We start from the raw sequence: 22,619 nt of genomic DNA, 5'->3' as shown, positions 1-22,619 counted from the left end.
TCTTTTACTCCTGAGTAGTCTTTTTTCTAACTCCCGAAAAAATGGGCGAATCGGGAGTTAGAAATCCATCTTCGGAAAAACCAAGTAAAAATACTTACTAAGTCGGCAAAGAAAAAGTGAGACAATCAAAAAGCAAAAAAATATACTACCTGTCGCAACTATATAATTGGTGATGTGGCTCATGACACTCATCTGGAGAGAGAGTTCAATGATTGCTCTAGCCGGAGTCGCTATCCAAAGTAAAATTTATGAGAGTTCTAATTCTCTGGTATATCGGGGTATCAGAGTACAAGATGGTCGAGCGATCATCGTTAAAATGCTAAAGCTTGATTATCCCTCACCTCAAGAATTAACGCGCTACAGACAGGAATATGAAATTACCCGTTCCCTTAACATAGAAGGAGTAGTCAAGGCATACAGCCAGCAGGACTATCAACGTACGCTCGTTATTCTCCTAGAAGATTTTGGCGGAGAGTCCCTAGAACGATGGATGCAGGAACGCTCAGACTTTTGCCCGATGCTCTTACCTGATTTTTTACCATTAGCGATTAATATCACTGATATTCTGGGCAGAATCCATGCTGCCAATATTGTTCACAAGGATATTAATCCTGGCAACATCGTTTTTAATCCGGAGACTGGCATTGTCAAAATTATTGACTTTGGGATAGCCACCCGCTTTAACCACACTAATCCAACATTCAAAAGTCTTCATGTGTTAGAGGGCACACTTGCTTACCTCTCACCGGAGCAAACCGGGCGCATGAACCGTTTGCTCGATTACCGTACCGATTTTTACTCCCTCGGTGTGACTTTTTATCAACTGCTCACCGGACAGTTGCCGTTTCCAACAAAGGATGTGCTTGAGCTAGTCCATTGTCATATTGCTAAACAACCACCTCCAACTTACGATTTGAATGCAACCATTCCTAAACCCATTTCAGATATCATTTTGAAACTGATGGCGAAGAATGCGGAGGATCGCTATCAGAGTGCTTGGGGCATCAAAGCGGATTTATAAATCTGTGCTCACCAATTTGAGATATCTGATCAAATTTCTCGCTTTCGACTGGCTGTGCAAGACGTTTCTGAACAGTTTCAAATTTCCCAAAAACTGTATGGAAGAGATCGGGAAGTTGCAATGTTACTGGCGGCTTTTGACCGCGTTGCTTCTTCACAAAACTACACAGAAAAAACTTCAGAACAGGAACAAAGATCCAACTCAACATCCCAAGTTGAAATGATGTTGGTATCTGGCTATGCTGGAATTGGGAAATCAGCATTAGTGCAGGAAATTTATAAACCGATCACCCAAAAGCGTGGCTATTTTATCTGGGGTAAATTCGATCAATTTCAGCGTAATATTCCCTACAGCGCGCTCGCAAATGCCCTGCAAAAATTGGTGCAGCAATTGCTCGGTGAACCAGATAATCGGGTGCAACAGTGGCGATCGCTCCTGCTCACAGCATTAGGAACCAACGGACAAATTATCATTGATGTAATCCCAGAAGTTGAGTTAATTATTGGCAAGCAGCCCCCCGTACTAGAAGTTGGAGCAATTGAAGCTCAAAATCGCTTTCATCGCATCTTTAAAATGTTTGTGCGGGTGTTTTGTTCAAAGGAACATCCGCTTGTAATTTTTTTAGATGATTTGCAATGGATAGACTCAGCAACGTTGAAATTAATTGAGTTGATGCTGCTTGATGAGCAAACCCAATCCCTATTTTTAATTGGAGCTTATCGAAATAATGAGGTCAATCCAACCCATCCGTTGATGTTAACGCTCTCAAGACTGCGAAAACAAGGGGCAGTGTTTCAGGAAATTATCCTGACACCTTTAACGCTGGAGCCATTAAGCCAGCTGATTGCCGAGACACTGCATCACAATACTGACACTGTTCGTTCTTTAGCTGAGTTAGTGTTGCGTAAAACCGAGGGCAATCCTTTCTTTGTCAATGAATTTTTGAGGACGCTGTATAGCGAAAATCTGTTGACCTTTGATGCTGAAGACTTAAGCTGGCAGTGGAACATTGCTCAGATTCAAGCTCAAAATATCACTGATAATGTTGTGGAGTTGATGCTTCACAAGTTGAAGAAACTGCCAGAGAACACACAGCAAATTCTTCGGTTAGCTGCTTGCGTCGGTGCTGAATTTAATTTAAATACTCTATCGATTGTTTATGAGAAACCACTTGAAACGGTTTTCCAAGATTTACTGGCAGTAATACAAGTTGGATTAATTCAACCCCTATCTGAATTAGATGAGAACTTGTTAATTCAAGAGTATAAGTTTTTGCACGATCGCGTGCAGCAAGCAGCATACGCCTTAATTGATGACTCGCACAAGCAAATTGTTCATTTACAAATTGGTCGTAATCTGCTGGAAAAAATTTTGCCGGAGCGAAGATCAGAGCGGCTGTTTGAAATTGTCGATCATCTTAATTATGGGATTGAGCTTGTTAGCGATCAAATTGAACGCAATGAAATTGCTCAATTAAATTTAATTGCAGGTCAAAAAGCAAAAGCAGCGATCGCCTATAGTGTGGCGAAAAAATATTTAGCTACAGCAAGATTTTGGCTAGCAGCTTCTAGCTGGCAAACCAACTATGACCTGACTTTAGATTTATATACAGAAACAACAGAAATCGCCTATTTATGTGGTGATTTTGAAGATGTAGAACACTGGTTGTCGATTGTACTACAAAAAGCTAAGACAGTTATCGATACCGTAAAAGTTTACGAAGTCAAAATTCAAATTTATGTCGCGCAGGAGCAGTTGTCAAAAGCGATAAATACTGGATTGCAAGTTTTGTCGCAACTGGGGATCGCTATTCTTAAAACGCCTAGCCAGTCAGATATTCAGCTTGAACTCGATGCAATCGCATCACTCTTCAATGAGAGGTCAAGTCAAGAGCGGGTTCATTCACCGAAAATAGCCGAGCCAAACCAGTTGGCGGCGATGCGAATCCTATCTAGAATAACGCTTGCTGCTCATCTTGCCGCCCCTGATATACTGCCACTATTTGTCTCTAAACAGGTCAGCCTCTCAATCCAATATAGCAATCTGCCAGTGTCTCCCTTTGTGTACGCTCTGTATGGATTCATTCTTTGTCGGACGGGCAAAGACATCGAGTCTGGCTACAAGTTTGGGCAGTTGGCTCTCAAACAGTTGTCACAACCAAATACTCAGCCACTCAAAGCTAAGACATTACTGAGCGTCAACATATTCATCGTTCATTGGAAAAAACATTCCAGAGAAACATTGCAGCCATTCATAGAAGGCTATCACAGTGGTTTGGAAACTGGAGATTTAGAGTTTGCTGCCTACTGTGCTGAAGTTTACTGCTTACAATCCCTCTGTGTGGGCAAAGAACTCGTGGAACTCGAATGCGAGATGAGAACCTACAGTGAAGCCATCCGTCAACTGAAACAAGAAGCAGCACTCATTTGGACTCAGATGCATCATCAGGTTGTCTTAAATTTGATGGAACGCTCAACCAATCCTACCCGTCTAAACGGTGAAGCCTACGATCAAGAGAATAGATTGCGGCAACATGAAACAGAAAATAATGGCACCTCAATCTTTTTCTTATATTGCTACCAGCTTTTTCTTTGCTATTTATTTTCTGAGTATTCCCAGGCAGTTGAAAACTCCAGTTTAGCGGCACCGTATGTGAGCTACCTAGAATCGACACCTCCTGTTCCTGTGTACTATTTTTATAGCTCTCTGGCACAACTCGCAACCTATTCTAGAAGCAGCGATCAAGCGCAAGGAAAAATCCTGGAAGCAGTTGCAGTTAACCAGAGTAAGCTCCAGGTATGGGCAGATAGTGCGCCGATGAATCATTTGCATAAATACCAGTTGGTGCAAGCAGAGACAGCGCGAGTTCTGGGTCAGTTATTTGAGGCAGAAGAATTTTACGAACAAGCTATTCAAGGAGCCAGAGAAAATAAATATATCCAAGAAGAGGCGTTAGCTTATGAATTGGCTGCAAAACATTATTTAGCCAGAGGTAGAGAAAAATTTGCCCAAACCTATATGAAGGAAGCTCACTACTGTTATGAGCGTTGGGGAGCGACTGCCAAGGTTAGAGATTTGGAAACTCGCTATCCGCAGTTCTTTCCTCACTTGTCCGACATAGCTCCACCAATCCGCACCACTGCTGGAAGTATCTCTAATACCTCACACATCGCTTTCGATTTGACGGCGGTTCTGAAAGCATCACAAGCAATTTCCAGTGAAATTGAACTGGAGGTGTTGTTAAATTCCTTGATGAAAATATTAATTGAAAATGCTGGCGCACAAACAGGATTTTTAATTTTGGAAAACGCAGGAGAATGGGTGATTGAAGCTTCTGGCGAACTAAATGATGGTGATAATGATAATGTGTATGCAACACAAGTGCTGCAATCTATCCCAATTGCAAATCACCTGCCTGAATCAATTATTAATTATGTTATTCGTACTCATGAATCTGTTATCCTAAACGATGCAACTGGTGAAGGAAATTTTGTCAGTGAACCATACGTTCAGCATAACCAAACGAAATCAATCTTCTGTTTGCCACTGCTAAATCAAGGTAAGCTCGTCGGCATATTGTATTTAGAAAATCAGCTAGCAACTAGAGCATTTACACCGGAGCGATCGCAAGTTTTGAATTTGTTATCAACTCAGGCAGCCATTGCCATCGAAAATGCCAGACTCTACTCAAAGCTGCGCGCCAGCGAAAGTCAAATGGCTCAGTTTCTAGAAGCGGTTCCGGTAGGAATTGGAGTTGTAGATGCGCTGGGTCGCCCTTGCTACGCCAATCAACAGGCAATTCAGCTATTGGGCAAAGGAATTGTGCCTTCCGCAACGCCGGATCAACTCGCAGAGGTTTATCAACTTTATCTGGCGGGAGGGGAGCAACCATATCCAATTGAAAACCTGCCAGTGATGCGGGCATTGAGTGGTGAACGCACTAGAATTGACGATTTAGAAATTCACCAAAACAATGCAATCATTCAAGTTGAAGGGTGGGGAACTCCAATTTTTGATGAACAGGGCAAGGTGGCTTATGCGATCTCAGCTTTTCAAGACATCACAGAGCGCAAACAAGCCGAGGAACTGCTAGCCGATTACAACCGCACCTTAGAGCAACAAGTAGCTCAACGAACGGCAGCTTTACAAGCAAGCGAAGCTGCATTGCGCGATGTCTACGACGAGCTTCGCTTACGAGAGGAAGAATTACGACTGATCGCCAATGCTCTACCCGTTTGTATCTGTTATGTGGATGCCAATCAGCGCTATCGATTTGTCAATCGCACCTATGAGGTCTGGTTTAGCTGTAGTCGAGATGAGATTATAGGCAAGTCTGTCCGTGAACTTCTGGGTGAGCCAGCTTATCAGGTTGCCCAACCGTACATCAATCGAACGCTAGAAGGACAGATAATAACCTATGAGGCAGAAATTCCCTACCCGTTTGGTAAAAAGTATATCAGTGCTGAATGGCACTAAGAAAAGCTATTTGTTGGGGTGAGGCAGGAGGCAGAGGGCAGGAGGCAGGAGTTTTAAATCCTTGTGCTGCAAGACTTCCAGGTTTTTCTTTTCTTTTCCTTCTGCCTTCTGCCTCCTGCCTCCTGCCTTATCTTCGTGCCATTGGTCTATCAGCCATCGCACTTCATCCTCCGGATCAAAGATAACGGTCAAGGATTTATGATGAACAATGACACAATCGGCGGGTTTGGTTTACTGGGAATGACTGAACGAGCGGAGCGCATCGGCGCACAACTCACCATTGGGAGCGCACCAGGACGAGGAACAGAAATTGTCGTATCTGTCAATCCGAGGGAGCCATCATGAGCCAATTTCCTCTCATTCACGTTCTGATTGCGGACGATCATGTGATGGTGGCACAGGGGTTAACCATTTTGCTTGAATCTCAAACAGATATCAAGGTGATTGGACGAGCAAGCAACGGGCGTGAAGCGATCGCACTCTTCCGTCAATATCAGCCTGACATTGTGTTAATGGATTTACGAATGCCTGAAATCGGAGGAGTTGAGGCAACGATTACGATTCGTGCTGAATTTAAACAAGCTCGAATTATCGTACTGACTACTTACGACGGAGATGAAGACATCTATCGTGGACTGCAAGCTGGGGCAAAAGGATATGTCCTGAAGGATGCTGGGGCTGAGGAACTTTTGAGCGCTATTCGTGCGGTTCATGCGGGTCAACAGTACATTCCACCCGCAGTGGGTGCGAAACTGGCCGAGCGCATGGGCATTTCTGAACTGAGCAATCGCGAGTTAGAAGTGCTGAACCTGATGGCACGCGGCAAGAATAATCAAGAGATTAGCACTGAACTATTGATTAGTGAAAGTACCGTCAAGTTTCACACCAAAAATATTATGAGTAAGTTGGGAGCCAGCGATCGGGCACAAGCGCTCATTACTGCTCTAAAGCGAGGTGTGATCGCTATTTGATAGCTAGGCTATGAGCAAACATCTATGCTTTAGGATAGCAATGACCTGTCTGTGAGACAGGTTATGACTGCTCGGTTTGTATAGGTAAAAAACTCTGTTTGAGCAGGGCGACAATTACAGGGGATTTCCATACACTAAATTTACTTGCTGTAGCAGAGATTTAGCAAATCCATAATACAGCAACCCTTTTTCTAACCCGCTCGCATGGAGCAGCCAAGTTACCAGGATCGATCGCTACTTACGATCAATCCCCACGATCACCTGCAAGGCGCGATAGATGCACCTGTCATCCTGATTGAGTATAGCGACTACCAATGTCCTTATTGTGCAGAGGTTCACAAGATGATTAAAACCATTCAACAACGACTCAATCATCAACTCTGCTTTGTGTGCCGTCACTTTCCCCAAAAGCAACTTCATTTCCAAGCACAAAAAGCAGCTGAGGCAGCCGAGGCAGCAGCAACACAGGGTAAGTTTTGGCAAATGCACAACATTCTGTTTGAGCGTCAGAAATTCTTGAGTGATGGCAATTTATTGGAGTACGCCAACGAATTAGGGCTGGATCTACATCAGTTTCTAAGAGCGATCGCCGAACACCAGTATGCTGATCGAGTCGCCCAAGATATGTACAGTGGAAAGCAATGTGGTGTCACCTATACACCAACTTTGTTTATCAACGGAAATCGTTACGACAATGCCTGGGAAGTTGAGCGACTGATGACAGCTATTTTGAGCCAAGGTGAGCCTTAACAGAAGTTAAACAAAATGTAAATGTTTTACATGCTTCAACAGGAGGTTAAGAGATGAAGATTTTTGTCGCAGGTGCAACGGGCGCGATCGGTCGTCCATTGATCGCGCAATTGCTGGCGAAAGGAATTGCTCTGCGTTATGGCTTCTTCTACGGGCCTGGCACTTGGTTTGCTGCCGATGGCGACGTTGCTCAACAGGTGCGACAGCAACAGTTTCCCATCGTTGGCAATGGCGAAGGTGTCTGGTCGTGGATTCACATTGAGGATGTGGCGATCGCGACAGTTGCGGCAGCGGAGCGGGGCAATCCTGGCATTTACCTGATTACGGACGATCGCCCCTTAAAGGTGCGTGAGTGGCTCCCTGCCTTTGCTCGTTGGCTGAATGCGCCACCACCGCCTCAGATATCCGTTGAGGAGGCGCTGAAAGTAGGTGGTGCGGATGCCATTTACTACGGTACTCAAATGCGAGGAGTATCGAATGCTAAGGCAAAACGGGAACTCAATTTTCAACCTCGGCCTTTGCAATGGGTGGTTAACACTGCCGTACCAAGTACAAGCTAACTCATAAATGACTTATGATACGTGAGTTTTTACTTATAAGCAGCTAAACCAAATCATTATTTCCTGGAACTCTCTTTAACTACTAAAGGTTGATAAAGTTATGTTTGATCTCGATCAAACTATCAAAGACCGACACTCAACACGCAAATTCTTATCGCAACCAGTGCCACGGGCTTTGCTCGATGAAGCCCTCGCTCTAGCGCAGCTTGCGCCGTCAAATTCAAACATCCAGCCGTGGCGGTTGGTGTTTTCCCAAGGCGAACGCCGAGATCGTCTGCAAGAGGCTTTACTAAACCAAGCCAAGCAGCAGCCGCCCTACAGCTTTGGGCTGCCGGAAGCTTTCCAGCATTACCGCCAAGAACTGGGCGTGCAAGTCTATGGAGCTATGGGGATTGCTCGTGACGATAAAGTTAATAGACAGCTAGCCCTTCTGCGTAATTACGAATTTTTTGGCGCACCAGTAGTTGGTATCGTCTGTATGCACCGAGATTTGGGCGTTGCAGATGCCTTGAGTGTGGGGATGTATTTACAAACGCTGGTGTTGTGCCTAACCGCTCGTGGCATTGATACCTGCGTAGAGGTTTCGCTAGCAGCTTATCCGGAAATTATCCGCAGTGAGTTGAACATTCCACCGGAATTATTAATCATTTGTGGTTTAGCTGTTGGTTATTCCGATCCTGATTTTCCCGCTAATCATTTGCATATAAGCCGTGAAACGGTGGAGAAAAACGTCTCGTTTCAGGGTGATTGAAAAAGGCTGTCTTTTCTTCATAGAATCGTCAGCCCCTTTGGGGAAGTCAAAAGTCAAAAAGAAATTCGTTTTGCCTATGATAGACAGGTTCATCTGTGCAAAACAAATTAATCTAACAGACCTATCGAGAATTTTCCATCGCCGTAAGTTCAGTTAAGCTAATCAGCATTGCATATTTGCGGTTGCGCTCCCACTGCCATCAATGAATGATGTCTGTGAAGTTTTCTACTCAGGAGGAATAAAGATGAAAATTGCTCAATATGGAACAACGATTGCGGTCATCCATGCGATCGCCAACGGAATGCATGGTTTAGCACATGTGGAAATCCCTGTTGGCCTATCTTTGCTTCAAAGTTCGTTCGTGGTTGTTGTAATTTTTCTGACTCCGATCGTTGCAGCCGTTTTACTTTGGACACAGTTCTACCACCTTGGTAGCTGGCTATTACTGGGTTCAATGGCAGGATCGCTCCTCTTTGGAATTTACAATCATTTGATCGTAATTAGCCCCGATCATCTTTCTCAAGTTTCCTTTGCAGGTTGGGGTTTGCTATTCCAAATCACAGCTATCCTCATATTAATTGTAGATGGATTGGGATGTTGGATTGGTGGATGGGCATTGAAAACAATCCAGCAACCAGAGGAGATATTATGAGTTTGTACTCATCATCATTCCCAGAGATCGCAACACTAAAGAAAGCAGCGCTGTGAACTAGCAATCTATCTGTAAACCTTATTTTCTCAGTCTTGAAACACTCACAATCAATAAGGAGAAAGAACTATGAGCCAATCTAATCTATCCACTCCTGTTCAAGAAGCGGCTACTGATACCATCTTGAACACTACTGCTCAAGAAGCGGCTATTGACACCATCGTGGACATCGATCTCAAAGTTCAAGCCGAGAAGGGTCCAGACCTGCGAAAAGACCATCCAAAAAGTCATGCCTTAGTTTGGGGAGAGTTCAAAGTTGAGGATAATATTCCCGAATCGTTGAAGGTGGGTATCTTTGTCCAACCCAAAACCTACCCAATTTGGGTCAGACTATCCAATGCTTCCCCCGCACAAAAGCGCGGTAAACTCGCGTCAGACCTCGATCCCGATGTTCGGGCACTTGCTATTAAACTTTTACAGGTAGAAGGTGAAAAAGTTCTGGATGATGAGCAGGAAACCCAAGACTTTTTGCTAATTAATCATCCGGTGTTCTTTGTCCGCGATGCCCAAGGATTTGCCAACTTGACCAAAGCAAGCGTCGGTCAGGCAAATGAAGAAGAACTGCGATCGCTACAACCCACGTTTGAAGTCCTCAAAGCGGTTACGAGCAAACAAGTTGCAAATCCACTGCTGATCCAATATTGGAGTACGACTCCCTATAAACTTGGCTCTGTGTCTATCAAGTTTTCTGTAAAACCTCATCAGCAAGATACTCCTGGTTCGCTTCCCACTTCCGAGACTTACTTGCGCGAAGCAGTCGTTGATTACTTGTCGGAAAACGGCAAAGATGCAATCTTTGACTTCTTGGTGCAGCTGTATGTCAACGATGAAAAAACTCCAATTGAAGATCCGATGCAGGAGTGGAAGGAGGAAGACTCACCCTTTATGAAGCTTGCAACTATCACAGTTCCCGCTCAGAAATTTGACTTCAAGGAGCGGAAGCGACTGGATGAGGGGCTATCGTTCATGGCTTGGCACACTCTGCCCGAACACGAACCTTTGGGTAGCGTCAACTTAGCTCGCAAGAAGGTGTATCAGGAGATCGTCAAGGCTCGACGGAAGTACGCACAACACCGCATCGAAGAGCCACAGGCATACAGTTCAATTTTGGACGATCCTCAATAACTGTTCTCGTCTACTACTTCCATCAACCACTCTTGGGTACAGTCCAATCAAATTCTGAGAGCGGGACTGCACAACCCTACCTGGCACTACTAATATTTTATTTTAGAAAACAAAACCTACCAAACTTAATTAATCCGTTACAGACGACTAAAGAAGGAATTACTTCCATCAATTGTTGGCGGAAGTAGTGTCGCTCTTTTAATTGATCTGCATTAACGCAAGCTTCTTGACAACACTCACAAACTATGAATTCTAGCGTTCAGAATCAGTGGCATTGGCGCGAATACTTTGCAGAATTCTTGGGAGCTGCTTTCAATATTTTCATTGGCTTGAGTGCAATCGTCTTTAACTTTGGGCACGGTTTGCCAATAGAAAAGCTTGTGCCTGATTCAAGCATTCGGCGGCTGATTACGGGACTAATTTTTGCTGGAAGTGGAGCGCTTATAGCCGTTTCTCCAATCGGTAAACTGAGTGGCTCTCACATCAATCCTTCTGTCTCACTCGCATTTTGGATACATGGCAAAATGCACCTGAGAGATTTTGTTGGCTTTGTGATCGGACAGTTTCTAGGAGCGATCGCTGCGGTGTTACTGCTCGTGACTTTATGGGGAGATTATGCCATTCGCGTTAGTAACGGCATGACGCTGCCTGGGTTGAATTATCCACTATGGATTGTATTTTTATCAGAAGTCACAATTACATTTGTGTTGGTGTTGACGATTTTTATCTTTGTCAGTCATCATCGGCTGATGCGCTGGACACCTTTGGTCGTTTGGCTGTTAATTGCCGGGATGGTATGGCAAGAAGCTCCAATTTCGGGAACAAGCCTCAATCCGGCGCGGAGTTTCGCTCCAGCACTGATAACAGGAAATTGTCATCATCAGTGGATTTATTGGATTGCTCCGCCAATGGGTGCTGCGATCGCAGTGGGGGCGTTTCGGCTAATCGCGCTAGGAGAACGGGATGTTATGACTGGAAAGCTGTATTACACTTTTGATTACCCCAGTATTTTCAAAAATGTTAAACTGCCTCATTTCCAGCACCACCCTCACTCGCACAAATGAGCTTAGATGGGTATGTCAGTTGATACTTTGGATAGCCAATTTCCAGTATGAGCTAGCTTCTAGAAGCGATTGAACTGCTATTGCATGATTAAAGCAGATGAACTTCTACTAGAACTCTCTCTAACCGCAGGTGAAGCCAGTCTGATTAAGTATTGTGATTTTGCCTTGTAAAACGGTAATCATTCGGTATTTAGAAATTTTTTAACTCAGGAGATTCCATGTTTAGCAAAATTATAGTTGCAATTGACCGTTCCCCAAATGGTAAAGCTGTTTTTGATGCAGGGCTGGCTCTAGCGAAGGCAACCAAAGCAAACTTGATGGTATTACATATCCTGTCTAATGAAGAAAAGAATAGCCCCCAAATACCTACACTAGTTACTCTCGAATACCACCCATTACATAAAGAACTTCTAGAGGATTATTGGAAGCAGTGGCAAACTTATAAAGAACAGGGTATCGACTTATTGCGATCGTATATAGAGCAAGCAACCAATGCAGGCGTGAGTACTGAATTCACCCAAAATTCTGGCAACCCTAGTCGCAATATCTGTGAAGTTGCTCAAGGTTGGGGTGCTGACTTAATTGTAATCGGTCGTCGCGGACATTCTGGCTTGAGTGAGTTGATTTTAGGCAGCGTCAGTAATTATGTGTTTCACCATGCACCTTGTTCTGTGCATGTTGTTCATACTCCAGCTGCTCTCAAATCTGAAGCACCTGTAGTCAATCAAGTCCAGGTTGGCCCGTCTAATTATTAAACTTACTCAACCGGATGAAGAAAAACGGAAACAACTGCGAGATGTATATGGTAATGATGCCATGATGCTGATTGCAGTTGGACAGACAGTTGCCACAGAGTTTGCCACGATCGCAGCTGCTAATAACTACTGGCAAAAGTAATATCTCGAAAGCGTCAATTCAGTAATTTACTCAGAGGTGATTTCAATGACACCCAAAGTAGATACCCTTGCCAAACTCTACCTGGAAGGAGAATCTGTCGAAATCTCAGACATAGCTCAACTAGAACTCTGTGACTGGCTGATGAGCGAGTTCCAACAACTTCCGATTAATCCCATGTTCTCTAATTACATGCGCTATCACACAGCTACCCAAATGTGTGCGGATATTGCCCAACAGCAGCTTTGGGTGTCGGCTGATAGTTACGATAGCGAGATTTATCCGAATCCTTTTTATGGTTTTGCTTTCCTGGCAATTCACGATTATTACCACTGTGTAGCAGATGCTGACTTTAGCCTTGAAGGAGAAATCACTGCTTACCGCATACTTGCAAATCGAGTCCCTAGCTTAGAGATTCAAAAAATTATCTACTCTGAAATTGTGCTGAAATCGTCTGCTCACATTTACCTGGGTCATTCACCTGCATCCAAACTTGTGTTTCCCTAAACGTTTATATATTGGGGTAGAACTTATAGCTATAAAAGGGATTGGCGATTAGGGATTGGGGGCTAATAGTTTGTCCCTTAAATTTAGTAATCTGTTCTAATTTTGGAGAAATGCACCATGAAAGTTTTAATTCAAGCGATCGTTAGTTTTTTCGTATTCATTGTAGATGTCGTATACGGAAATCGTTCCTACGCTCGGTTTTATATGTTGGAAACCATTGCCCGTGTTCCTTACTTTTCTTATCTATCGGTGTTGCATTTTTACGAGACGCTGGGTTACTGGCGCAAAGCCGACTTGTTGAAAGTTCACTTTGCTGAAACTTGGAACGAATTGCATCATTTGTTAATCATGGAATCACTGGGGGGCGGTCGCCTCTGGATCGATCGCTTCATCGCTCAACACGTTGCTGTGGCTTACTACTGGGTGGTTGTACCAATTTACATGTTGTTTCCCGCTTACGCCTACTACTTGATGGAACTGATTGAAGGTCATGCCTACCACACCTATGACGAATACTTGCAAACCAATGAAGCCGAACTGAAAGCTCAAAAAGCGCCCCAGGTTGCAATCAACTTCTACCGCGATGGCGACCTCTATATGTTTGATGAAGTTCAGACTGCACCAGGTCATGAATTTCGCCGTCCCAAGGTAGATAATTTATACGACGTGTTTGTAAACATCCGTGATGACGAATCCGAACATGTGAAAACTATGGTGGCACTCCAGAAACCAGAAGCACGGCTAACCTTCAAAAGTCCCCATACAGTTTTTGAAGTCACAAAAGTTTTATCGAGTGAAGCAGAAGTTTGACCAAATAAACCTCATCTATGTTGAGAACCGTAGTTTTTGCCCTCACCCTAAATCCCTCTCCCTACTTGGGAGAGGGACTTCTTTCCGGCTCCCCTTCTCCCAATATTGGGAGAAGGGGCTGGGGGATGAGGGTTTTTCTATTCATACAGAACTACGGTTTTCAACGTGGACGCAGTTTAATTACTAATTCGTAATTAATAGGGATAAGCCCCTGACTTGAGTTTTAAGGAACAGCAATGCAAAAATATATTCTAATCAATTGTGACTTTAACTTTAAAGTAGGTTGACTTGTCGCAGTAGAATTTGCCACGATACTACCGACAAAAAAGCGGAAGTAGTTTGACGCAAAATCTTTGAAAAGCACTCACTAGATTTGCAAGGAGGTATTTTTGTCAATGATGAATTCTTTATGTATCAGGTTAAAACAGCACTGTATGACGGTTGGAGGAGTACTGCTTGCGATCGCCATCACAGGCTGTAATGCCTCTGTTAAATCGCAGCCACCTTCTGCGAATACTCCATCGGTTGCAAATCTCATTGCGACCAGTCCAACCCCAGCACCAGTCTCTCCCACGCAAAGCTCTGAGCAGCAAGCAGTTCAAGTCATTCGTGACTATTATAGTGCGATCGCCCGTCAAGACTATAAACAAGCTTATTCAGCTTGGGATGGAAATGGCACTGCTAGCAAGCAGTCGTTTGAGCAGTTCAAGCAGGGTTTTGCCAACACCACATCCGTTGCTGTAGAAGTTGGAAAACCCGGTAGACCAGATCCAGGTGCAGGCTCAATCTACATTGAGATTCCGGTTACTGTGACTGCGATCGCCACGAATGGAACTCCGCAGCGATTTCGCGGCAGCTATGTGCTGCGACGAGTCAATGATGTTCCTGGCTCCACTCAAGAGCAGCGTCAATGGCATCTCTACTGGGCGAAAATTACTCAAGTCAAGTAGCCTGCGGCAAAACGCTGTTTTACCAGGATTCAAAGCTTAAAGCAGCGTTACTTCAACGCCAAGAAAATCATAGAGGTGATTTAAAATGATTACTTTATATACTGCCCTTTCTCTATGGGGGCTAGCGAGCATTAGCCCAGTCTGTATGGAGCTTGAAACCTGGCTTCGCATGGCAAAGCTGCCTTACAACGCGATCGTCGTCACAGCAGACAATCTTAAGTTAGCTCCTAAGGGTAAAGTTCCGAATGGCACTAAGAAAAGCCAAAATGCTTGCCAGATAAAGATTACGGTTTTTAATCAATAAGTGGTGAGTGAATGGTCAAGCGATCGCTCCCGCATAAACAGATTCGGGCGCAGAAACGTATACGCTATCCCGAACGCTTGGATCGCCGCTTCAACTGCTGCGTGATACTGTAAGAAGCGCACGGGCGAGTTGGCATTGGCAGCAAACTGTGACAGCTTGATAAGGTGTGCAACGCCGCTTGCCTAAATTCTCAATGCGTAATTCCTGGTGGCTTAAACGCAAAAGAAGACTACACTCCTGCGTAAACTTGTAGGAAAGAGGCACAAGTTCAGCTACAATACCTTCTTTTTTGCGGACAAAGTTTGTAGAGGTGATGATTTTGCGTGAAGGACACGCAAAATCATCATTTAACGCTCACGATCAACTCCTTAAAATGCTAAAAATCAATGCGATCGCAAAGAGATATCTGCCAAGGCAAATTGTGGTTTAACTTGCTGTGACATCATGTGAACTTCGCTGGTTGCGACGGGGATCGGGACTACTAACCATCAGCCCCACGCCAACAAACGCCACACCCGCAGATGCCGCTTTTGTCCAGGTGAGCGGCTCATTGAGGAGTAGGGCAGCCAAGCCCAGCGCAATCTGTCTTTGTCCATTTGAAAGGGATTTAATTGGTGATTGATGGGTGATTGATCAGGCTCTTATTCGCCGCTCACGCGCAACACGATTTTGCCTAGATAATGCTTTTTCATCGCTGACTGCGCTTGTGCGGCTTCTTCGAGCCCAAACGTCTGCGCGATGAGAACTTGAAACTCACCCATGCTCACCAATCGGTTGAGTTGGTCGAACAACATCGGGTCGGCGAAGCCATTTGCCTTCTTGAGTTCCACACCGTCGGGCGCTTTGGGTTCGGGCATCACGCCATTAGGAAAGGTGATGATTCCGCCCTGTCGCACCAAACTCAGCGTGGATTGAACATCATCGCCGCCCACTAGCACTAGCGCAGCATCGAAGCCGTCAGGTGCAAAGGCACGGGCGCGTTGTGCAACGTCGTTGCTGTGTCCGTCCACCGCTTCGTCGGCACCCAACTGCTTGGCTAATTCTACGCCGTCTGCACCCGATGCGATCGCGAAAACGCGCGCCCCCATGCGCTTGGCCAGTTGAAGCGCGACGTGACCGACACCGCCGCTCGCGCCCCACAGCATCAATTTAGTTTCGTTGATCGTCCCCAGCGCCTGCAAATTGCTGAGCGCCGTCGCACCGGCAATGGGCAGTCCGCCTGCCATCAGCATATCGAGACCATTGGGCACCGGTGCAACCGTCTTTTCGGATACAACGACGTATTGGGCATAGCTACCGCCCTTATCGTTCATGAAGCTCTGTGCGTAAACGCGATCGCCGACGGCAAACCGTTCAACGCCGTCGCCGACGGCAGCAATGGTGCCCGCACATTCGCCGCCCAGCACACGCGGAAAGTGGACTTCGTTATACATCAGCTTACCTTCGCGCTCCATCGCGTCCCAGATGCCAACTCCAGCGATCTCGATGCGAATCAAAACTTCGGCTGCGTCCACGGTAGGTACGGGTAAGGTGTACAAAGTCAACTTGTCTGGGCCGCCGAACTCATCCACAGCCATTGCTTTCATTTGTTGGGGAGTATTTTGCATGAGTAGGTTCTCCTGTAATTACTTCAGCCCCTTGAAGGGCAAAAATTGTTTCGTTTCAACCTTTGGTTGTCGCGATCGCGTCCAGGTCGGTAATTGTTTGCGATGGAAGTTGCAAATCTGCGGCTTTGAGGTTCTCGTGCAGATGCTCAACCGACGATGTACCCGGAATCAGCAAGATGTTCGGCGAGCGCTGCAACAGCCACGCCAGCGCCACCTGCATCTTGGTGGCTCCGATCGACGTCGCCACTGTGTCCAGCGTCGAGGACTGAAGCGGGTTGAAGCCGCCGAGCGGAAAGAAAGGCACGTAGGCGATGCCCTTAAGCGCCAGATCGCCCACTAGCGCCTCGTCGTCGCGGTGGGCGAGGTTATACTGGTTCTGCACACAGACCACCGGTGCGATCGCGCGCGCTTCCTCGACCTGCGCCGCCGTCACATTGCTAAGTCCCAAGTGCCGGATCAACCCCTGCTGCTGCATCTCGGCGAGTGCGGTGAATTGCTCTGCGATCGACCCCTCGTTCGGCCCGTCCCCCCACCGGCGCAGGTTGACGACATCAAGAACGTCAACGCCCAGGTTGCTCAGGTTGTCGTGCACCGCTTGGCGAAGCTCGGTCGGACTCTGCGCTGGATTCCACGATGCGTCCGCGCCGCGCACTGCGCCCACCTTAGTGACAATCGTCAGATTTTCGGGGTAAGGATGCAGTGCTTGTCGAATGAGCTGATTGGTGATGTGCGGACCGTAAAAGTCGCTGGTGTCGATGTGATTGATTCCGAGTGCGATCGCTTCGCGCAGAACGGCAACGGCAGCATCCACGTCGCGCGGCGGTCCCCAAACACCTGATCCAGCAAGCTGCATCGCACCATAGCCCATCCGCTTCAGAGTCACAGAGGTGCCTGAGAGCGTGAAACTACCGCCAAGGTTCACTTGAGCAATCATGTTTTTGTTCCTCCTAGATGTTTATCGGTTTCTGAAAAAATCAATGACTTGCAGTGGTAATGGCCGCCTTCAACTGCTCCATGTTCCAGCGATCGCGATAACGAATTCCATTAATAAACAAAGCTGGGGCAGCCATTACTCCGCTTTGGTTTCCGCTTTCGGTGTCTTCCTCGATTCGGGTGATGTGTACTTGACTGGATGGATCTCGCAGAAACTGGAAAATATCGAGTCCTAACCTATCGGCATACTCCACGAGATAGCCGTCTTCCAAGGCTTGTTGATGGGTAAACAGCAGATCGTGCATCTGCCAAAATTGACCCGGCGCTGCTGCTGCTTCCGCCACTTCTGCTGCCTTTTGGGCTTGAGGATATGAACTCTGAATAAAGTGACGAAACACGACACACACCCGATTCTTCTGGGAAAGCACGAAATCAAAATCCTGCTGAATTGCCTGAATCAACCTATACACTTCCCCAGACTGAAGACACTGGTAATTTCCATATTCCACAAGCACGACTGGGGCATTGAGAATTCGCTGGTAGCGATCGCGTTGTGAGGGTAGAACAAGGAGTTGATTGAAATTACTACCTGCTTGATTCATGGTACTTTGGCAAAAAACGGTTCTCACGGCATAAAGTGATTACATGGTTGAACCTCACACTGTCATTCGTATGACTTTAGCTTATAAAACGAATGCAGCTTTGTCGCCAACCCACAGTTTAGTGTTTGAAGGGACGAAATGACAGCCACTACCTATCTCTGCAACCAAGCCTCAACTGAACTTACAGCAATTTTTAGGTAAATAGACCACAGTGGTTGAACCAACCGAAGGCATCATCTTCGGTAATATAATTTACAGCATCAGTCATTGCTTGAGCGAGTAATTCCAGTGATTGCACGGCGTATTAGTTATGGTACACGTACCTCGGAAGGCTGTTTGGCTTACTGTTCTCTATGGCACGTGATTGAAACTTGTCGCTTGAGAAAAAGTAGATCCTTGGTCTTACATTGCCCAAGTGATTGCTCAAGGTCGTAAGGAAATATTACCCCCTCCCATTCCCATTGCTTTTCAAGTTGTTGCTTGAGAGGGGGAGTGAAAAGTTACTATAGAAAAGCTAAAAAGTAAGTATGGGGTTTCTATATGTCGGTAAGCGCCGCAGATTTTTATGAGTGATCAGCCAATTCTGCCATATCCATTGAATTAAACAGGGGCGAGGAAAATGAAAGCAATAGTAATCAAAGAATACGGCAATGATGAGGTTCTAAATTATGCTGATGTCGAACGCCCAGAGCCGAAAGCGGACGAAGTTTTGGTGAAAGTTCACGTCGCGGGGGTTAATCCGGTTGACTGGAAAATCCGTAACGGTTTGGGCGAAAGGCTCGGTCTGAAACTACCCATCATGCTCGGCGGCGAGATTGCCGGAACAATCGAAAGAATTGGCGATGATGTCAGAGGTTTCAAAGAAGGCGATGCGGTTTACGGGATCATCCGCTCTGGAGGTTTCGCCGAATACGCGGTTGCCAAAATGGGGGATATTGCCTCTAAACCCCAAAGTCTCGATTTCGAGAACACAGCGGCGGTTCCACTCGGCGCGTTGACTGCATGGCAGGCAATTTTTGATTTAGCCCATCTCAGCAGTGGGCAAAGAATTTTGATAACCGGCGCCTCAGGCGGAGTCGGTTCGCTGGCTGTTCAACTTGCCAAAGCAAAAGGCGCATACGTCATCGGTACGGCTTCGGGACGCAATGAAGAGTTCATCAGAGATTTAGGCGCGGATGAATTCGTTGATTACACGAAGCAAAACTTTGAAGAAGTCGTTAAAGATGTTGATGTCGTCTTCGATGCGGTCGGCGGCGACACGTTTGAAAGAGCGTTCCAAACTTTGAAAAAAGGTGGCTTTCTGGTAACGTCAGTGGAGTTTCCGTCCGAAGAAAAAGCGCAGGAATTTGGCGTCAAGTCCGCGCGGGTCCATTGCAAGCCAAACGCAAAACAATTAGCTGCCATCAGTGCATTGGTTGACGAAGGCAGATTAAAAGCGCACGTCGCAACCGTTTTGCCGCTCGTAGAAGTGAAAAAGGCATTCCAACTTTCCGAAAGTGGGCGCACACGCGGCAAAATTGTTTTGCAAATTAGCACAGGAGCGGTTCGCGAAAGCTGACACCCCGGTGCTGTTACCTGAAAATTGCTGTAAGTTCAGTCACAATTGAGATAAACCCCGTTTCAAGGCTGTGACTACTGCTTGAGTGCGATCGCTCACACCTAATTTGCTCAAATATTCGGTTGATGTGAAATTTGATGGTACTTTCAGTGATATGCAAAGCTGCACCAATGTCATGATTGTTTAAGCCGTCCACCATTAGATGAATCACTTCTAGCTCGCGATCGCTTAACTCTGGATTGTTCATCCGTTGAATTAGCTTGGCAGCAACTTCAGAAGGAATATATTCACCTAGCAGTTGTTGGATCAATTTTTGCAGAGCATTTGCGATCGCGCTGTAGGGAATATTGCGCCCAAATTGATCGAACTTACCCCAGATAAAATAGCCGTGCTTTGCTGCGATCGGCTTGTAGAGTTCCTGTACTAATGCTGATTTACCAATCCCAGCATAGCCGGTCACTAGTATCATTTCGACTCTAACTTGATAATTTCATATTCCTGTCTGTAGCGGGTTAGTTCTTGAGGTGAGGGATAATCAAGCTTTAGCATTTTTACGACGACTGCTAGTCCATCGTCTCTGATGCCCCGATACACTAGAGAATTAGAACTTTCGTAGATATTATCTTGGATGGCAATACCAGGTAGAGCAATCATAGAGCTTCTTTGGAGAGTATAATCTGGCATACCTCAAACTATACAGGAATTCTCATTATCAGAATAATTACTCACTATTTGCCTAATCGAGAATGAGTTTGATGAAATTAGAGATTAATAACTAAACTCTAATTTCAGCCGGACACAATCTCCCCCAGGTATTCAAACTCAGCCGTTTGATTTCGACACTGCCACCATAACTGTAAAAAACTCAGGATTATTCGGCTTAGGAAAAACCTGTGAAATTAATCGCAATCGCAAACGAGCCGAATTTTTCTCAGAAAATTTGGGTAATGGCGTAGTTCTGGAAATGGTCAAAATTTCTGGTGGAAAATTCTTGTTTTCGTCTCTCTGTGTTCTTTGCGTCTGGAGTGGTAGCCTACGGGAAGCCTCTGCACGTCTACGTTTTTTTTGCTCGTTTATTTCTTGAAAATTCCTAAGTTAACTACCTGTGGAAAACTTGTGGAAAAACTTATGTACTTTTCCACAAAGTAATTATACTTAATTAAGTTTTGTCAGCAAAATCTCAAGTTTTTCAGAGATTTTTCCCCAAAAAGTTAGATTTTTCCACAATCTAAGTTAGATTTAATCAAATTTTATACGTTACTTAATATTTTTGACTAATTATTCAGCCGTCAAGGCTAACGATCGCACTGCTGGTTGTGGAAAACTTAAAAGACATCTTCAGGATGGTTTTTGAGAACGGCTGTTCATATTGATGCGATCGCTCAATTCACGTAGAGTTTGTACTAAGGTGCGATCGCTCTCTTGAAGTTGAGTAATTTTATCGCAACTATAGATTACCGTTGTATGGTCTTTACCACCAAACTCCTGGCCAATTCTCGGCAAACTCAAGGCCGTGTGTTGGCGCATGAGATACATTCCTAATTGACGCGCCCAGCTAATCTCTCTTCGTCGTGAGTTACCTTTGAGGTCGTCTATTGAAACATCAAAATTATCCGCCACCACCTTTAAAATTGCTTCTGGGGTAGCTGCCATTTTTTCGTTAGGCGGTTCTAAAACTGGTGTAATATTTTCTACCGTCATCGGTAAGCCCCAAATAGAAATATAAGCCACCGCCCGAATTAAAGCTCCTTCTAATTCTCGAATATTAGAAGTATAGTTAGAAGCAATATACTCAATCACATCGCGGGGAAGATTAATATTTTCATCCTCAGCCTTTTTCTGCAAAATTGCCATTCTCGTTTCTAAATCCGGTTTTTGGATATCGGCAATTAAGCCCATAGAAAAACGAGAACAAAGACGTTCTTGCAAGCTAGGAATTTGGTTAGGCGGACGGTCGGAAGCAATGACAACTTGTTTACCAGCTTCATGTAAAGTATTAAAAGTATAAAAAAATTCTTCTTGGGTATATTCCTTCCCTTCCAGAAACTGAATATCATCCACTAATAAAACATCAGCAGCTCGGTAATGCTCTCGAAAACTTTGCATACTATCCTTACGGATGGCTGTAATTAAATCATTCGTAAACTGCTCCGTAGAAACATAAAATATTTTACAATTAGGAAAAACTGCATAGCGATAATGACCAATAGCTTGCATAAGATGAGTTTTACCCAAGCCGACACCACCGCATAAAAATAAAGGATTAAACTCTTTCCCTGGAGATTCTGCAACTGCCAAAGAAGCAGCGTGAGCCATCCGATTGTTGGCACCAACTACAAACCGCGAAAAGACATATTTAGAGTTTAAGTCAGTAGTTTTATGATTGTGATTAGCAACAGCTTCAGAAATACTGCTGGAAATTGGTGATTCCCAAGCAACCTCTCGTTCACTAAAATGAGAAACTTCATCACCTTGAGCAACCGTAATGTAAATTCCCACAGGATGACCGAGAATATCTTGTACTACATGAGCAATGGTATTGATGTAATACTTCTGTAACCAATTACGAGCAAATGGGTTAGGAGTGCAGATAACCAAGCAATTATTTTCTAATCGCTCTGCACTAGCAGTTTTGATCCAAGTTTCAAAGGTAGGTCGGGATAGTTCAAGCTTTAGGCGCTCTAGTACCTGACTCCACAGACTTTCTATGGGAATTTCCATTATCCACCACCTTTGCTGCTAATCGTCACAATAGAAGAGAAAGCACTAATTTAGCATTGAGACACGCTAGACCTAAAATAAGCTTTTAAGTTGTAATCATTTTGGGACATATTTAGTAGGCAAGATCCTAACACCCACTGACCAAACCGAGTACTGAGTGGTAAGTACTGAGTGCTGAGTAAAGCAAAAAATTATCAGAGCTTTAGTACTCAGTATATGCCTCGTCCCTTATTATGAGTGGTCTTTTAACTCAGCACTCGGCACTTTTAACTCAGCACTCTCATTGACACGGAGAAGCAACGACAC

The 22,619-nt window shown here is 45.1% G+C and carries 24 protein-coding genes and 1 pseudogene; 17 read left to right on the top strand and 8 right to left on the bottom strand.

The genetic code is table 11. From position 1 onward, the window contains the following. Nucleotides 1-181 precede the first annotated feature (181 nt). From NLP_RS34485 to NLP_RS00055, 16 genes are all read left to right on the top strand, one after another. Nucleotides 182-1,021 (top strand): serine/threonine protein kinase, encoded by an 840-nt coding sequence (locus NLP_RS34485; RefSeq protein ID WP_234017139.1) that lies wholly within the window; start codon nt 182-184, stop codon nt 1,019-1,021. 54 nt (nt 1,022-1,075) lie between these two features. Further along, entirely contained in the window at nt 1,076-5,497 is a 4,422-nt protein-coding gene (locus tag NLP_RS00125) for an AAA family ATPase (RefSeq protein WP_234017138.1), read from the top strand. A gap of 135 nt (nt 5,498-5,632) precedes the next feature. Beyond that, nucleotides 5,633-5,842 carry a sensor histidine kinase gene (locus NLP_RS32590; protein WP_158680229.1) on the top strand — a complete coding sequence of 70 codons (210 nt, stop codon included), beginning with the start codon at nt 5,633-5,635 and terminating at the stop codon, nt 5,840-5,842. Beyond that, complete coding sequence (locus NLP_RS00115) at nt 5,839-6,468, top strand: response regulator transcription factor (protein WP_104904618.1); 630 nt, start codon at nt 5,839-5,841, stop codon at nt 6,466-6,468. Before NLP_RS32590 ends, NLP_RS00115 begins: the two co-directional genes overlap by 4 nt. Before the next feature lie 204 nt (nt 6,469-6,672). Further along, the gene (locus NLP_RS00110; protein WP_104904617.1) at nt 6,673-7,218 is read left to right on the top strand and encodes a DsbA family protein; all 546 of its coding nucleotides are present in this window, start codon (nt 6,673-6,675) and stop codon (nt 7,216-7,218) included. Between the two features lie 53 nt (nt 7,219-7,271). Further along, the gene (locus NLP_RS00105; protein WP_234017137.1) at nt 7,272-7,778 is read left to right on the top strand and encodes an NAD-dependent epimerase/dehydratase family protein; all 507 of its coding nucleotides are present in this window, start codon (nt 7,272-7,274) and stop codon (nt 7,776-7,778) included. A gap of 100 nt (nt 7,779-7,878) precedes the next feature. Next, the gene (locus NLP_RS00100) at nt 7,879-8,529 is read left to right on the top strand and encodes a nitroreductase (RefSeq protein WP_104904616.1); all 651 of its coding nucleotides are present in this window, start codon (nt 7,879-7,881) and stop codon (nt 8,527-8,529) included. A gap of 244 nt (nt 8,530-8,773) precedes the next feature. Further along, nucleotides 8,774-9,181, top strand: a complete 408-nt coding sequence (locus NLP_RS00095; protein ID WP_104904615.1) for a hypothetical protein — start codon at nt 8,774-8,776, stop codon at nt 9,179-9,181. Nucleotides 9,182-9,307: 126 nt separating this feature from the next. After that, nucleotides 9,308-10,363: a catalase family protein gene (locus NLP_RS00090; RefSeq protein ID WP_158680228.1), complete on the top strand. Its 1,056-nt coding sequence runs from the start codon at nt 9,308-9,310 to the stop codon at nt 10,361-10,363. Nucleotides 10,364-10,608: 245 nt separating this feature from the next. After that, nucleotides 10,609-11,427 carry an MIP/aquaporin family protein gene (locus NLP_RS00085; RefSeq protein ID WP_104904614.1) on the top strand — a complete coding sequence of 273 codons (819 nt, stop codon included), beginning with the start codon at nt 10,609-10,611 and terminating at the stop codon, nt 11,425-11,427. Between the two features lie 218 nt (nt 11,428-11,645). Further along, entirely contained in the window at nt 11,646-12,182 is a 537-nt protein-coding gene (locus NLP_RS00080; protein ID WP_104904613.1) for a universal stress protein, read from the top strand. Further along, entirely contained in the window at nt 12,163-12,324 is a 162-nt protein-coding gene (locus NLP_RS00075) for a hexameric tyrosine-coordinated heme protein (RefSeq protein WP_234017136.1), read from the top strand. The genes NLP_RS00080 and NLP_RS00075 overlap by 20 nt, the downstream gene beginning before the upstream one ends. A gap of 45 nt (nt 12,325-12,369) precedes the next feature. Next, nucleotides 12,370-12,828 (top strand): transposase, encoded by a 459-nt coding sequence (locus tag NLP_RS00070; protein WP_104904612.1) that lies wholly within the window; start codon nt 12,370-12,372, stop codon nt 12,826-12,828. Nucleotides 12,829-12,945: 117 nt separating this feature from the next. Beyond that, on the top strand, nt 12,946-13,638 hold the full coding sequence (locus NLP_RS00065) for an alternative oxidase (RefSeq protein WP_104904611.1): 693 nt from the start codon (nt 12,946-12,948) through the stop codon (nt 13,636-13,638). A 395-nt stretch (nt 13,639-14,033) separates the two neighbouring features. Further along, nucleotides 14,034-14,588: a hypothetical protein gene (locus NLP_RS00060; protein ID WP_158680227.1), complete on the top strand. Its 555-nt coding sequence runs from the start codon at nt 14,034-14,036 to the stop codon at nt 14,586-14,588. Between the two features lie 85 nt (nt 14,589-14,673). Continuing rightward, a complete protein-coding gene (locus NLP_RS00055) occupies nt 14,674-14,892 on the top strand; it encodes a hypothetical protein (RefSeq protein WP_104904609.1) in 219 nt (72 codons plus the stop codon). Between the two features lie 426 nt (nt 14,893-15,318). Here NLP_RS00055 and NLP_RS32585 read toward each other — a convergent pair whose 3' ends face one another. From NLP_RS32585 to NLP_RS00035, 4 genes are all read right to left on the bottom strand, one after another. After that, nucleotides 15,319-15,462, bottom strand: coding sequence for a hypothetical protein (locus NLP_RS32585; protein ID WP_158680226.1), 144 nt, complete (start codon nt 15,460-15,462; stop codon nt 15,319-15,321). A gap of 71 nt (nt 15,463-15,533) precedes the next feature. Next, complete coding sequence (locus NLP_RS00045) at nt 15,534-16,499, bottom strand: quinone oxidoreductase family protein (protein ID WP_199784732.1); 966 nt, start codon at nt 16,497-16,499, stop codon at nt 15,534-15,536. Nucleotides 16,500-16,554: 55 nt separating this feature from the next. Continuing rightward, nucleotides 16,555-17,433: an aldo/keto reductase family oxidoreductase gene (locus NLP_RS00040; RefSeq protein WP_104904608.1), complete on the bottom strand. Its 879-nt coding sequence runs from the start codon at nt 17,431-17,433 to the stop codon at nt 16,555-16,557. A 40-nt stretch (nt 17,434-17,473) separates the two neighbouring features. Next, nucleotides 17,474-18,034 carry a DsbA family protein gene (locus NLP_RS00035; RefSeq protein ID WP_104904607.1) on the bottom strand — a complete coding sequence of 187 codons (561 nt, stop codon included), beginning with the start codon at nt 18,032-18,034 and terminating at the stop codon, nt 17,474-17,476. Nucleotides 18,035-18,653: 619 nt separating this feature from the next. On the opposite strand from NLP_RS00035, the gene NLP_RS00025 reads away from it, so the two are divergent. After that, nucleotides 18,654-19,592, top strand: coding sequence for an NADP-dependent oxidoreductase (locus NLP_RS00025; RefSeq protein ID WP_104904606.1), 939 nt, complete (start codon nt 18,654-18,656; stop codon nt 19,590-19,592). Nucleotides 19,593-19,605: 13 nt separating this feature from the next. Here the strand turns inward: NLP_RS00025 and NLP_RS35900 are convergent, their stop codons facing one another. The 4 genes and pseudogenes from NLP_RS35900 to dnaA all read right to left on the bottom strand — a co-directional run bounded on the left by NLP_RS35900 (nt 19,606) and on the right by dnaA (nt 22,313). Then, complete coding sequence (locus tag NLP_RS35900) at nt 19,606-19,791, bottom strand: LuxR C-terminal-related transcriptional regulator (protein ID WP_442946680.1); 186 nt, start codon at nt 19,789-19,791, stop codon at nt 19,606-19,608. Between the two features lie 87 nt (nt 19,792-19,878). Continuing rightward, nucleotides 19,879-20,070 (bottom strand): annotated as a pseudogene (locus NLP_RS35895) (AAA family ATPase); the annotation flags it as partial. Continuing rightward, the gene (locus tag NLP_RS00010) at nt 20,058-20,246 is read right to left on the bottom strand and encodes a hypothetical protein (protein WP_158680225.1); all 189 of its coding nucleotides are present in this window, start codon (nt 20,244-20,246) and stop codon (nt 20,058-20,060) included. The pseudogene NLP_RS35895 and the gene NLP_RS00010, both read right to left, overlap by 13 nt. 684 nt (nt 20,247-20,930) lie before the next feature. Further along, complete coding sequence (gene dnaA / locus NLP_RS00005) at nt 20,931-22,313, bottom strand: chromosomal replication initiator protein DnaA (RefSeq protein ID WP_104904604.1); 1,383 nt, start codon at nt 22,311-22,313, stop codon at nt 20,931-20,933. Nucleotides 22,314-22,619: the final 306 nt, after the last annotated feature.

Origin of the sequence: Nostoc sp. 'Lobaria pulmonaria (5183) cyanobiont' (assembly GCF_002949795.1) — a bacterium.
In the GTDB taxonomy this organism is placed as follows: domain Bacteria; phylum Cyanobacteriota; class Cyanobacteriia; order Cyanobacteriales; family Nostocaceae; genus Nostoc.
This window is presented reverse-complemented; position numbering and strand designations above follow the sequence as displayed.